The 13507-nt window shown below is 59.2% G+C and carries 11 protein-coding genes; 7 read left to right on the top strand and 4 right to left on the bottom strand.

Annotated elements, in window-relative coordinates; all coding sequences use genetic code 11:
- Positions 1-8: 8 nt before the first annotated feature.
- On the top strand, positions 9-230 hold the full coding sequence (gene cspD, locus FHN83_RS19370; RefSeq protein ID WP_032617324.1) for a cold shock-like protein CspD: 222 nt from the start codon (positions 9-11) through the stop codon (positions 228-230).
- Positions 231-370: 140 nt separating this feature from the next.
- Here the strand turns inward: cspD and macB are convergent, their stop codons facing one another.
- Positions 371-2311 carry a macrolide ABC transporter ATP-binding protein/permease MacB gene (macB, locus tag FHN83_RS19365; protein WP_139564669.1) on the bottom strand — a complete coding sequence of 647 codons (1941 nt, stop codon included), beginning with the start codon at positions 2309-2311 and terminating at the stop codon, positions 371-373.
- Entirely contained in the window at positions 2308-3423 is a 1116-nt protein-coding gene (macA, locus tag FHN83_RS19360; protein ID WP_039029509.1) for a macrolide transporter subunit MacA, read from the bottom strand. Before macA ends, macB begins: the two co-directional genes overlap by 4 nt.
- 159 nt (positions 3424-3582) lie before the next feature.
- On the opposite strand from macA, the gene FHN83_RS19355 reads away from it, so the two are divergent.
- Entirely contained in the window at positions 3583-4539 is a 957-nt protein-coding gene (locus FHN83_RS19355; protein WP_139564668.1) for a VirK/YbjX family protein, read from the top strand.
- On the opposite strand, the gene FHN83_RS19350 is transcribed toward FHN83_RS19355, so the two are convergent.
- Positions 4536-6194 (bottom strand): ATP-dependent endonuclease, encoded by a 1659-nt coding sequence (locus FHN83_RS19350; RefSeq protein WP_139564667.1) that lies wholly within the window; start codon positions 6192-6194, stop codon positions 4536-4538. The two genes, FHN83_RS19355 and FHN83_RS19350, sit on opposite strands and share 4 nt — an antisense overlap.
- A gap of 370 nt (positions 6195-6564) precedes the next feature.
- On the opposite strand from FHN83_RS19350, the gene aqpZ reads away from it, so the two are divergent.
- The 4 genes from aqpZ to hcr all read left to right on the top strand — a co-directional run bounded on the left by aqpZ (position 6565) and on the right by hcr (position 11101).
- Positions 6565-7260 carry an aquaporin Z gene (aqpZ, locus tag FHN83_RS19345; RefSeq protein ID WP_139564666.1) on the top strand — a complete coding sequence of 232 codons (696 nt, stop codon included), beginning with the start codon at positions 6565-6567 and terminating at the stop codon, positions 7258-7260.
- 165 nt (positions 7261-7425) lie between these two features.
- Positions 7426-8325 carry a lysine exporter LysO family protein gene (locus FHN83_RS19340; RefSeq protein WP_139564665.1) on the top strand — a complete coding sequence of 300 codons (900 nt, stop codon included), beginning with the start codon at positions 7426-7428 and terminating at the stop codon, positions 8323-8325.
- Between the two features lie 143 nt (positions 8326-8468).
- Entirely contained in the window at positions 8469-10121 is a 1653-nt protein-coding gene (hcp, locus tag FHN83_RS19335) for a hydroxylamine reductase (protein ID WP_139564664.1), read from the top strand.
- An 11-nt stretch (positions 10122-10132) separates the two neighbouring features.
- A complete protein-coding gene (gene hcr / locus FHN83_RS19330) occupies positions 10133-11101 on the top strand; it encodes an NADH oxidoreductase (protein WP_138369458.1) in 969 nt (322 codons plus the stop codon).
- 94 nt (positions 11102-11195) lie between these two features.
- Here hcr and FHN83_RS19325 read toward each other — a convergent pair whose 3' ends face one another.
- On the bottom strand, positions 11196-11630 hold the full coding sequence (locus tag FHN83_RS19325) for a DoxX family protein (RefSeq protein ID WP_139564663.1): 435 nt from the start codon (positions 11628-11630) through the stop codon (positions 11196-11198).
- A gap of 151 nt (positions 11631-11781) precedes the next feature.
- Between FHN83_RS19325 and poxB the strand changes: the two genes are divergently transcribed.
- Positions 11782-13500, top strand: coding sequence for a ubiquinone-dependent pyruvate dehydrogenase (poxB, locus tag FHN83_RS19320; RefSeq protein WP_139564662.1), 1719 nt, complete (start codon positions 11782-11784; stop codon positions 13498-13500).
- Positions 13501-13507 lie beyond the last annotated feature (7 nt).

Here is a 13507-nt window from a genome sequence, read left to right as displayed (position 1 = left end):
GTCGAAGCATGGAAACGGGTACAGTTAAGTGGTTTAACAACGCCAAAGGGTTTGGTTTTATCTGCCCTGAAGGCGGCGGCGAAGACATCTTCGCGCATTACTCCACCATTCAGATGGATGGTTACAGAACGCTGAAAGCCGGGCAGGCCGTCCGGTTCGATGTACACCTCGGGCCAAAAGGCAATCATGCCAGCGTTATTGTGCCCATCGAAGCAGAAGTGGTGGCATAGCCCTCTGTTTCATTGTGTACACCCCGCACTCAAAATGCCAGCCCGATGCGCTGGCATTTTTATTTGTGTGCGGTTGTGCGGCCCGACGCCCGGCGGCGCTGCGCTTGCACGGGCCTACAAATTATTGTGGGCCAACGCACTTACTCCCGGGCTAACGCATCCACCGGATCCAGCCGCGCGGCGTTTCTTGCCGGCAACCAGCCAAACAGCACCCCGGTAAAGGTAGAACAAAGGAAGGCGGTTAGCAGCGCCATCGGTGAAAAACCGATCTCCCAGCCGGGTAAAAACAGCTGCAGCGTGAAGGCGATTAACAACGAGAGCGTGATCCCCAGCGCCCCGCCCACCAGACAGACCAGCACCGCCTCAATTAAAAACTGTTGCAGCACGTCGCTGGCCCGGGCACCTACCGCCATGCGAATGCCGATTTCGCGCGTCCGCTCCGTCACCGACACCAGCATAATATTCATCACCCCTATTCCCCCCACCAGCAGGGAGATGATCGCCACCAGGGTGAGAAAGAGCTGTAAAGTACGTGTGGTCTTTTCAGCCGTTTTCAAGAGCCCGTCCATGTTCCAGGTGAAGAAATCTTTCTTCCCGTGGCGCAGGGACAGCAGGCGCTCAAGCTGCTGCTCCGCCTGGGCGCTGTCGTAGCCGTCTTTCACCCGCACGGTGATCGAGTTGAGCCATGACTGCCCCATAATGCGCCCGGAGATGGTGGTGTAAGGCAGCCAGACGCGCAAAATCTTGCTGCTGCCAAACATCGACTGTTTCTCCTCCGCCACGCCGATCACCGTCGCAGGCATGTTGCCCACCAGCACGATCTCGCCCACCACCTTCGCTTTATTGGGAAACAGCTGCCGCCGGGAGTTGGCATCCAGCACCACCACCTGGGCCCGCCCTGCGAGCTGCTCCGCATTGAAGGTGCCCCCTTCGCTGAAGGTCATGCCGTAGACGTTAAAGTAGTCCCCGTTGACGCCGTTGGCGCTGGCCGCCACGTCGATATTGCCGTAGCGCAGACGCAAGTTCTGCGACACTGCCGGGGTGGCGGAGTTGACCCACGGCTGCTTCTGGATCGCCGCCAGATCGTCATATTTCAGTGCCTGCTGGTACTGCGGCTCGTCATCGCCAAAGTCTTTACCGGGATAGACGTCGATGGTGTTGGTGCCGATGGAGCGGATATCCGACAGCACCAGCTGTTTGGCGGCGTCGCCGACCACCACAATCGACACCACCGAGGCGATACCGATGATGATCCCGAGCATGGTCAGCAGGGTACGCATCTTGTTGGCGGCCATCGCCAGCCAGGCCATGGTCAGCGCTTCGCGGAAACTGCTGGCAAACTGCCGCCAGCCGGACGGGGGCGGGAGCGCCACCTCCTGACGCCGGGTGGCGTTGAGCCCGGGGGGTGGATTGCTGACCAGCTCGCCGTCGTGGATCTCGACGATCCGCCCGGCCTGGGAGGCCACCTGCGGGTCGTGAGTGACGATAATCACCGTATGCCCCTGATCCCGCAGCTGGTGCAGGATCGCCATCACCTCTTCCCCGGAGTGGCTGTCCAGCGCCCCGGTCGGTTCATCGGCCAGGATCACCTGCCCGCCGTTCATCAGCGCCCGGGCGATACTGACCCGCTGCTGCTGGCCGCCAGAGAGCTGCGAGGGCTGATAATCCACCCGCTCCCCCAGCCCGAGCCGGGTGAGCAGCGCCTGGGCTCGCTCAAGGCGTTTTTTACGCTCCACGCCCGCATAGACCGCCGGGACTTCAACGTTTTGCGCCGCGCTCAGGTGCGAGAGCAGATGGTAACGCTGGAAGATAAAGCCGAAATGTTCCCGGCGGAGTTTGGCCAGCGCGTCGCTGTCCAGCGTGGCGACGTCGGTCCCCGCCACGCGGTAGGTGCCGCTGGTGGGCTTATCCAGGCAGCCAAGGATGTTCATCAGCGTCGATTTACCGGAACCCGAGGCCCCGACAATCGCCACCATTTCCCCAGCCTCTACCCGCATAGTGATGCCCTTCAGCACCTCCACCGGCCCGTCGCCGGACGGATAGCTGCGGCGGATATCATTCAGCTCCAGCAGGGCCGTCATTTAGCCGCCCCCGGCTGGCTCTCGCTGATGACCACCTCTTCACCCTCTTCCAGCCCTTTAACCACCACCACATCGGTGTCGTTACGCGAGCCGAGGCTCACCTCACGCTCGCGCGTTTCGCCGTTACGCAGCACCTTCACGTTATAGCGATTGTCGCCCACCGGGGCGCCCAGCGCCGCCAGCGGAATGGTCAGCACGTTTTTCACCCCGGAGAGCTGGATATGCACCTGAGCGGTCATGTCCAGGCGCAGCACCCCCTGCGGGTTAGGCACTTCAAAACGGGCGTGATAGAAGATGGCGTCGTTGACCTTCTCCGGGGTCGGAAGAATATCTTTCAGCACCCCTTCGTAGCGGGTTTGCGGATCGCCGAGCACGGTAAACCAGGCCTTTTGCCCCGGCTTAAGGTGGATCACATCCGCTTCAGAAACCTGAGCCTTCACCAGCATGGTGCCCATATCCGCGAGGGTCAGGATGTTCGGCGCCTGCTGGGCGGCAATCACCGTCTGCCCCTGCAGGGTGGTGATTTGCGTCACTTCCCCGGCCATCGGCGCAACGATGCGGGTGTAATCGAGGTTAGTTTTCGCGCTGTCCAGCGAGGCCTGGTTGCGTTTGATCTGCGCGTCGATGGTGCCAATCTGCGCCTGCTTCACCGCCAGTTCGGTCGTCGAGGTATCCAGATCCTGCTGCGAGATGGCCTGAGTGGTGGCCAGCTGCCGCTGGCGGTTCAGGGTTACCTGGGCCAGCTTCCGCTCCGCCTCTGCCTGGCTACGCTGGGCACGCAGCTCCATCAGGGTCGCTTCCACCTCTTTGATCTGGTTTTCAGCCTGCTCCGGATCGATAACCCCCAGCAGCTGCCCTTTTTTCACCTTGTCGCCAATCTCCACCGACAGCGTCTTCAGCTGGCCGCTGACCTGGGCGCCCACGTCAACCTTGCGCAGCGCATCCAGCTTGCCGGTAGCCAGCACGCTCTGCTGCAGCTCGCCCGGACGGACAATCAGTGTCTGATATTGCGGCACCGGTGCGTTAAGCACCCGCCACAGCCAGAATCCACCCACCAGTACAACCAGCACCAGCAGCAGAAACAGCTTCCTGCGCTTTCCCTTTAATTTCATAAATATTCCAAATAGCTATTCCGGCTTACATAACTGTTGATTCTAACTAAACCATTCCTCAACGAAACCCCTGCTTTTCCGGATGGATAAAAATCGTTGAGGAGAGGTTGATAAAGTCCCTGCTGAAATAAAGACCTGGCAACAAGACCGGTATCTATCATGTCGTCCATCGCAGAGTCATCTTATACACATCAGCCGCAACCTAAATCAGCCTGGCAGCTGTTTCAACGTCTGGCATCCGGGACATTAACCCCCGGCCTCGCCTGGCGCAACCCGGCCTATCGCCGCAAGTTCATGCTGCGCTCGCTGATGACGCCGTTCAGCACCGCGCGTCTGCTGTCGCACCTTTCAAAACAGCCGCAATTACTGCAAATGTTGCAGGTTCAGCCTGGGCTGCCCTGCCGCCTGCACCGCCCGTGGCTCTCGGTGGCAATGAACCGCCAGAAAACGCTTCAGGCGCTGAACTGGCACTATCAGACCATGCAGAAGCGGCTCCCGGCTGCGCTGATGAACGGCTATCTTTCCCGGGAGGGGATCACCTTGCTGACCCTCACCGGAAAAGACGACCAGCCCTTTACCGTGCGCCTGTGCGCCGATGCGTTTCTCGATAAAGAGGGAGAGGCGACGCTGGCGTTTTGCGATGCGCAGCAGACGGTGCTGGCAGAGATGACCTTTACGCTGTGTCAGATTAATGGCACTTCCACGCTGTTTATCGGCGGGATGCAGGGGGCAAAAGCCTTTGTGCCGCACGAGGCGATCCAGAGCGCCACCAAAGCCTGCCACGGCCTGTTCCCGAAACGCCTGCTGGTGGAGGCCGCCATGACGCTGGGCAGCGCCCTGGCCGTGGATCAGATTATTGCCGTCAGCAACAGCACCCATATTTATCGCAGCTGGCGCTATCGCAAGAAAAAAGAGGGGAAACTGCTGGCCGACTACGACAGCTTCTGGCTCTCCCTTGGCGGGGAGCGCGACAGCGAGGGCAACTTCAGGCTGCCACTCGCCATGCCGCGCAAGCCGATGGAGGAGATCGCCAGCAAAAAACGCGCCGAATACCGCCGCCGCTTTGCCCTGCTGGACAGCCTGGTTGACCAGGTAAACGAGGCGACCCGCCGTTAATCCGCTCTCCCGCGTGCCAGCCACAGCACACGGGAGAACATTTTCCGCAGCAGCGTGGGCACCGCCTCGACGCCACGCCGTCCCGCCTCCATCGCCACTTCAATCGCCAGATCGGGCTTCGACGAACGGTGAATGGCCTTCATGATCACCCGCCGCATGTTCATCGGGATATCATCGGGGATCATCGCCACCCGGTGAAAGACGTCGGAAAAGCCCTGCCGGTACATGAAATGCTCCATGTCCATGGCGGGCAGCGCCGTCAGGTGTTCGCGCTCCTCTTCCCTGTCGTTATTGATGAGCCCGCGCACGGTAGCGGCATATTTCTTGCCCGCCTCGTCGCCATCCACCAGCACGTGCCATTCGATGCCCATCCGTCGGGCAAATTTAATCAGCGGTTTCAAGCCCGACTGGGCAAATTCAATCACCTTGATGCCCTCGGCATCGAAGTGGTGGCCGCACTGACGGGCCAGCTCGTTTATCACCCAGGTTTCGGTCTCCCCTTCCACCAGCAGCCAGCAGCGGGCAAACAGCGAGGAGGCGCGGTTGAAGCGAATATGGAAGGCGATGCGACGACTGTCTTCGGCGTTCATCCCCCCCGGTCCGAGGCGGTAAGCCGTGACCCGCGACGACTCACGCACGAGGCGACAGACATGTTCCACCGGGGTCAACGACAGCAGCTCCCCGGAGTTAGTGGTGGCGATGCGCTGGAGCGGCAGCAGGTTCAGCAGGTGCCATGCCACCGAGAGCATGATCGGGTGCAGGCGCGTCTCGGGATCTTCCACCAGCAGCAGCGGGCGGGCATCCCTGTCCAGCCGGACGGTGCCTTTCGCCTGCAGCAGCGTCGAGAAGAGCCCCAGCAGGATCACCCGGTGCGAGCGGCCGCCGGGCCGGTCAATCATCCGGTTGATGATGTCGAGATAACGCCAGCTGCGCTGCTCGTCATGGGAGCGCCGCCGCATCAGCCGGTTGCGCACCGGCGAAGTACCCTGCTCGGAGAAGTAGTGTTCCAGCAGCTGCACCATCGCCGACAGTCCCTGGCGGATCTGGCCGTCGGTCAGGTTCTGCGGACGAGCCACCAGTTCCCGGGCCAGGTAGTCCAGCTCCCGGGCGGTGACCTCCACATCGGGCATATTCGGCACCGTACCGTTGCGGATACGGCGCATAAAGCGGGCGTCGCGCAGGCGCAGCACCGGCATCAGTCGAACCAGATGGCGCGCCCGCTCGTCGATGTCATCAAGCGGCAGGATATGGCCAGTGCTATCAAGAAAACCGCGCAGGGTCAGGACGCTGTCATCGTCAGCCAGTTCGCCTTCCAGACGGTAAAAAATGCGCTGGTAGCCGTCATCACAGGGCACCCAGCAGTCGGCTAAGGGGCGATAGCGGCGGACGCGATGGCGACCCGGCTCGGCTTCACGAAAGGTGAGGATGATATGCAGATGGTGCTCGCGCCCCAGCATATCTCCGGGCGGGAACCAGAAATCTTCCCGGACAAAATGGTACAGGTCCGTTTCCGGCGACAACAGCAGCGTCAGGGCATCCAGCAGGCTGGATTTACCCCAGGCGTTTTCCCCGATCAGCACGTTGTTTTGCTCAAGCTTCAGCGACAGACGATTAATGCCGCGAAACCCCACAATTTCCACACGTTCAAGTAACATGTACCCTCCGGGAGAGATAAACTTTTTCCTTTAAGTTATCAGGAGTATAACGCCAGCGGGCCCGGACGGACACCCGGTCGTCGGCGGAATAAAGACCGGCAGGATCGAAAATTAAGAATTTAACCAGTAACTTTCATTTGAAATAACGATTTCGGCGGAATACTCTTGCTGCCGAAAATTCAACTCTGCTTTACACGCCTTAATTTAGCAAGGAAGCGCAACACATTGCCCTACATCAAACTTACCGTATTTATATGACTGGTGAGAGTGAATATTCATTTTTTGAATAGTGGCGCTTTAAAAATCATCGCTAATTTTGGCGATAAATAACAATGGCGCAGGATTGCGCTCATTTTTCTTTGAGGTGGTTATGTTCAGAAAATTAGCAGCTGAATGCTTTGGTACATTCTGGTTGGTATTTGGTGGATGCGGCAGCGCCGTGCTGGCAGCAGGGTTCCCGGAACTGGGAATTGGTTTTGTCGGGGTTTCACTGGCCTTCGGATTAACGGTTTTAACCATGGCCTATGCCGTAGGGCATATTTCCGGTGGTCACTTTAACCCGGCGGTAACATTAGGTCTGTGGGCCGGCGGTCGTTTTCCTGCGAAAGAGGTTCTTGGCTATATTATTGCCCAGGTGATTGGTGGGATTATCGCGGCCGCTATTCTGTATGTGGTTGCCAGCGGTAAAGCAGGCTTTGACGCGGCGGCCAGCGGCTTTGCCTCCAACGGCTTTGGCGAGCACTCCCCTGGCGGCTTCTCCATGCTCTCTGCCATCGTGATTGAAATCGTGCTGACGGCGGGCTTCCTGCTGGTGATCCACGGTGCAACCGACAAACATGCCCCGGCAGGTTTCGCGCCGATTGCAATTGGCCTGGCGCTGACCCTGATCCACCTGATCAGCATTCCGGTGACCAATACCTCCGTTAACCCGGCGCGCAGCACCGCAGTAGCTATCTTCCAGGGTGGCTGGGTGCTGCAGCAGCTGTGGCTGTTCTGGGTGATGCCGATTGTTGGCGGTATCCTCGGCGGCGTGCTGTACCGTACCCTGCTGGAAAAACGCGATTAATATTGCGCGTTGTGGTGCCGGGTGGCGGCTTCGCCTTACCCGGCCTACGGGACAGTATTTCGTAGGCCGGGCAAGCGAAGCGCCGCCCGGCACTGTTTTCATCTTTACTGAACAGCCTTAATTGGGTAGTGTCTCAGCGCCACTCAAATAAAGGACCGGTTGTTCATGTTTTCAGGACTCTTAATCATTCTCCTCCCGCTGATCGTGGGCTATCTCATTCCGCTTCGTCATCTGTCAGCGCTAAAACTGATCAACCGTTTACTGAGCTGGATTGTCTACGTCATTCTCTTTTTTATGGGGATCAGCCTCGCCTTCCTCGATAATCTGGCGACCAATCTGCTCTCTATTCTTCACTATTCTGTTATTACGATGGTGGTTATCCTGGCCTGCAATATTGCGGCGCTTTTCTGGCTGGAGCGCGTCATTCCGTGGAAAAACCATCACCATCAGGAAAAATTACCCTCACGTATTGCGATGGCGCTGGAGTCATTAAAATTATGCGGCGTGGTATTGCTCGGTTTTCTGCTGGGGCTCACCGGATATGCTTTTTTACAGCACGCCACCGAGGCCAGTGAATATACGCTGATCTTCCTGCTGTTCCTTATTGGTATTCAGCTGCGAAATAATGGTATGACCCTGAAGCAGATCGTGCTCAACCGCCGCGGCATGATGGTGGCGGTAATTGTGGTGGGCAGTTCGCTGGTGGGCGGCGTCATTAACGCCTTTATTCTCGACCTGCCGCTCAATACCGCCCTGGCGATGGCCTCCGGGTTTGGCTGGTATTCACTTTCCGGCATTCTGTTAACCGAATCCTTTGGGCCGGTGATTGGCAGCGCCGCCTTCTTTAACGATCTCGCGCGGGAGCTGATCGCCATTATGCTGATCCCGGGTCTGGTCCGCCGCAGTCGCTCCACGGCGCTGGGGCTGTGCGGCGCCACCTCAATGGACTTTACCCTGCCGGTTCTGCAACGCTCGGGCGGGCTGGAGATGGTGCCTGCCGCCATCGTACACGGCTTTATTTTAAGCCTGCTGGTGCCCGTCATGATGGCGTTCTTCTCCGCCTGATACTTCTTTGGCGGTAGCCTGCTGCCGCCAAAATTGCGCTAAATCAATCTCCCTCCAGTTTGTAGCAGAAAGCCCTTTTCTCCGTATCGCCTCAGGCATAACCTTAAACATGTATATCAAATATAACTTTAACAGGTGTGATTATGTTTTGTGTGCAATGTGAACAAACTATCCGTACTCCAGCCGGCAACGGCTGCTCTTACGCACAGGGCATGTGCGGTAAAACCGCAGAAACTTCCGATCTGCAGGATCTGCTGATTGCCTCCCTGCAGGGTTTATCCGCCTGGGCGCTGAAAGCCCGGGAATATGGCATCATCGACCACTACGTGGATAACTTCGCCCCGCGCGCGTTCTTCTCAACCCTGACTAACGTTAACTTCGACTCCCCGCGCATCGTGGGCTACGCCCGCGAAGCCATCGCCCTGCGCGAAGCCCTGAAAGCGCAGTGCCTGAGTGCCGATGCCGGTGCCCGCGTGGATAACCCAATGGCCGACCTGCAGCTGGTGAGCGATGACCTGGGTGACCTGCAGCGCCAGGCGGCAGAATTTACCCCGAACAAAGACAAAGCCGCGATTGGCGAAAACATCCTCGGCCTGCGCCTGCTGTGCCTGTACGGTCTGAAAGGCGCTGCGGCCTATATGGAGCACGCCCACGTTCTGGATCAGTACGACAACGACATCTACGCCCAGTACCACAAAATCATGGCATGGCTGGGCACCTGGCCTTCCGACATGAACGCTCTGCTGGAGTGCTCCATGGAAATCGGCCAGATGAACTTCAAAGTGATGAGCATTCTGGACGCCGGTGAAACCACCAAATACGGCCACCCAACCCCGACTCAGGTCAACGTCAAAGCGACCGAAGGTAAATGCATCCTGATTTCCGGTCACGACCTGAAAGATCTCTACAACCTGCTGGAGCAGACCGACGGCACCGGCGTCAACGTCTACACCCACGGTGAGATGCTGCCCGCCCACGGCTACCCGGAGCTGCGTAAATTCAAACATCTGATCGGTAACTACGGCAGCGGCTGGCAAAACCAGCAGGTGGAGTTCGCCCGCTTCCCTGGCCCCATCGTGATGACCTCTAACTGCATCATCGACCCAACCGTGGGGGCTTACGACGATCGTATCTGGACCCGCAGCATCGTCGGCTGGCCGGGCGTGAGCCACCTCGAAGGCGACGACTTTGGTCCGGTGATTGCCCAGGCGCAGCAGATGGCGGGCTTCCCGTACAGCGAAATTCCTCACCTGATCACCGTTGGTTTCGGTCGTCAGACCCTGCTGGGCGCAGCGGATTCCCTGATCGACCTGGTGAGCCGCGAAAAACTGCGCCACATCTTCCTGGTGGGCGGCTGTGACGGCGCGCGCGGCGAACGTAACTACTTCACCGATTTCGCCACCAGCGTTCCGGACGACTGCCTGATCCTGACCCTGGCGTGTGGTAAATACCGCTTCAACAAGCTGGAGTTCGGCGATATCGAAGGCCTGCCGCGCCTGATCGATGCCGGTCAGTGTAACGATGCTTACTCTGCCATCATCCTGGCCGTCACCCTGGCAGAAAAACTGGGCTGTGGCGTGAACGACCTGCCGCTGTCGCTGGTGCTCTCCTGGTTCGAACAGAAAGCGATTGTGATCCTGCTGACCCTGCTGTCGCTGGGCGTGAAAAACATCGTCACCGGCCCGACCGCACCTGGCTTCTTTACCCCGGATCTGCTGGCGGTGCTCAACGAGAAGTTTGGTCTGCGTTCCGTGACCACCGTTGAAGAAGACATGAAGCAGCTGCTGAGCGCGTAAGGAGTAAAAGAATGACTATGCCAACCCATCAGTGCCCATGGCGGATGCAGGTTCACCACATCCATCAGGAAACGCCGGATGTCTGGACGATTTCGTTGCTGTGCCACGACTATTATCCATACCGTGCCGGGCAGTATGCGCTGGTCAGCGTGCGTAACTCAGCGGATACGCTGCGGGCGTACACGATCTCCTCAACGCCTGGCATCAGCGAGTACATCACGCTGACCGTCCGCCGCATTGATGAGGGGGCAGGCTCGCAGTGGCTGACGCATGACGTGAAGCGTGGGGATTACATCTGGCTGTCTGACGCGCAGGGTGATTTTACCTGCGACGATAAGCCGGAAGATAAATTCCTGCTGCTGGCCGCCGGATGCGGCGTCACGCCGGTGATGTCGATGCGTCGCTGGCTGGCGAAGAACCGTCCGCAGGCTGACGTGGAGGTGATCTTCAGCGTCCGCTCGCCGCAGGATGTGATTTTTGCCGACGAATGGCGGAATTATCCGGTCACGCTGGTGGCGGAAAACAACGCCACCGAGGGATTTGTCGCCGGTCGTCTCAGCCGTGAGCTGCTGCAAAGCGTGCCGGATATCGCCGCCCGCACCGTCATGACCTGTGGTCCGGCACCGTACATGGACATCGTTGAAGAAGAGGTGAAAGCCCTGGGCGTGACCCGCTTCTTCAAAGAGCAGTTCTTTACGCCGGTGGCAGAGGCCGCCACCAGCGGGCTGAAGTTTACCAAACTGCAGCCCGCAAAAACCTTCTTTGGCCGCGTGGGCAGCACGCTGCTGGACGCGCTGGAGAGCAATAACGTGCCGGTGGTGGCCGCCTGTCGTGCGGGCGTCTGCGGGTGCTGTAAAACGAAGGTGGTGGACGGGAATTATACCGTCACCAGCACCATGACGCTGACGGATGCCGAAGTAGCGGAAGGCTATGTGCTGGCCTGCTCCTGTCATCCGCAGGGAGATTTGGTTCTGGCCTGATGAAAAACGCCCGGTGGCGCTCGCGCTTACCGGGCCTACGGGTTTTGTAGGCCGGGCAAACGCAGTGCCGCCCGGCGTTACCGCTGCAGAGGAGCTACTTCCACGCCGGATCGCTCACCACCGAATACCGCCCTGCCCCTAAAAATGCCACGGCCAGCGCGCCAACGAAGAAATAGACCAGACTCTCAATTGCCCAGGCCCCTACCGCATCCAGCGCGAAGGTTTTCCCGGTGCCCACCATCAGCCAGGCCACCACCATGGTAAAAGCCAGCACCAGCGCCGCCGGACGGGTGAGAATGCCGAGAATAATCAGGATCGGCGCCACCACTTCTCCAATCAACACCCCATAAGCGATAAAGCCCGGCAGCCCTTTTGCCACCAGCATGCCTGCAATCCCCCCCACCCCATCGATCGCTTTATGCATCCCGTGAAACAGCATCAATCCACCCACGGCCAGGCGCAGCAACAGTCTGCCAAAATCGTCATGCGTTAGCGTTTTATTAACAGCAATTAACAATGATTTAACCATCTGAATTTACTCCATTTTTTAAGTCAACTGCCGTCAGAATATGACGAAATATTGCACATTGAAAGCAACTATTAATGAGGGGGATTTCGCGGGCACGCCGGTCAGTTTCATCTAAGCTTGAAAGCGTTATCACATTAGGAGACGGACTACCATGAAACAAACCGTGGCGAACTATATTGCGAAAATGCTGGAGCAGGCCGGGGTCAAACGGATCTGGGGCGTGACCGGTGATTCCCTTAACGGTCTGAGCGACAGCCTGAACCGGATGGGCACCATCGAATGGATGCCGACCCGCCATGAGGAGGTCGCTGCGTTCGCCGCCGGGGCCGAGGCGCAGCTTACCGGCGAGCTGGCGGTCTGCGCCGGATCCTGCGGGCCGGGTAACCTGCACCTGATCAACGGCCTGTTTGATTGCCACCGCAACCATGTCCCGGTGCTGGCTATCGCCGCGCACATTCCGTCGAGCGAAATCGGCAGCGGCTATTTTCAGGAGACGCACCCTCAGGAGCTGTTCCGGGAATGCAGCCACTACTGTGAACTGGTCTCATCCCCGGAACAGATCCCCCAGGTGCTGGCTCTGGCCCTGCGCAACGCCATTCTCAAGCGCGGCGTCTCGGTGATTGTGCTGCCGGGCGACGTGGCGCTGAAACCGGCGCCGGAACAGGCCAGCACCCACTGGTATCCGGCCCCGCAGCCGGTGGTGACCCCTGCTCAGGGCGAGCTGAAAAAACTGGCCCAGCTGCTGCGCTACTCCAGCAATATCGCCCTGATGTGCGGCAGCGGCTGCGCCGGCGCGCATGAGGAGCTGCTGGAATTTGCCGGCACCCTCAAAGCACCCATCGTGCATGCCCTGCGCGGGAAAGAGCACGTGGAGTACGATAACCCCTATGACGTGGGGATGACCGGGCTGATCGGCTTCTCTTCCGGGTTCCACACCATGATGAACGCCGATACCCTGGTGCTTCTCGGCACCCAGTTCCCCTATCGCGCGTTTTACCCCACCGACGCCAAAATCATCCAGATCGACATCAACCCGGCCGCTATCGGGGCGCACAGCAAGGTGGATATGGCGCTGGTGGGCGACATCAAGGCGACCCTGAGCGCGCTGATGCCGCTGCTGGAGGAGAAAACCGACCGTAAGTTCCTGGATAAGGCCCTGAGCGACTATCGCGATGCCCGCAAAGGGCTGGACGATCTGGCGAAGCCCGGCGATAAGGCGCTGCACCCGCAGTATCTGGCGCAGCAGATCAGCCACTATGCCGCCGACGATGCCATCTTCACCTGCGACGTGGGCACCCCCACCGTCTGGGCGGCGCGCTACCTGAAAATGAACGGCAAGCGCCGACTGCTGGGCTCGTTTAACCACGGCTCGATGGCCAACGCCATGCCGCAGGCGCTGGGGGCGAAAGCCACCGCGCCGGAGCGTCAGGTGGTGGCGATGTGCGGCGACGGCGGGTTCAGCATGCTGATGGGGGATTTCCTCTCGGTGGCGCAGATGAAGCTGCCGATCAAAATCGTCGTCTTTAACAACAGCGTGCTGGGTTTTGTGGCGATGGAGATGAAAGCGGGCGGCTACCTGACCGACGGAACAGATCTGCACGACACCAATTTCGCCGCCATCGCCGAAGCCTGCGGCATCACCGGCATTCGCGTGGAGAAGGCCTCGGAAGTGGATGATGCGCTCCAGCGCGCCTTCGCCACCGACGGCCCGGTGCTGGTGGACGTGGTGGTCGCCAAAGAGGAGCTGGCCATTCCGCCGCAGATCAAACTGGAGCAGGCGAAGGGCTTTAGCCTGTACATGCTGCGCGCCATTATCAGCGGCCGCGGCGACGAAGTTTTGGAGCTAGCCAAAACCAACTGGCTCAGGTAAAACAATC

Source organism: Leclercia adecarboxylata (assembly GCF_006171285.1).
GTDB lineage: Bacteria > Pseudomonadota > Gammaproteobacteria > Enterobacterales > Enterobacteriaceae > Enterobacter > Enterobacter barmai.
This window is presented reverse-complemented; position numbering and strand designations above follow the sequence as displayed.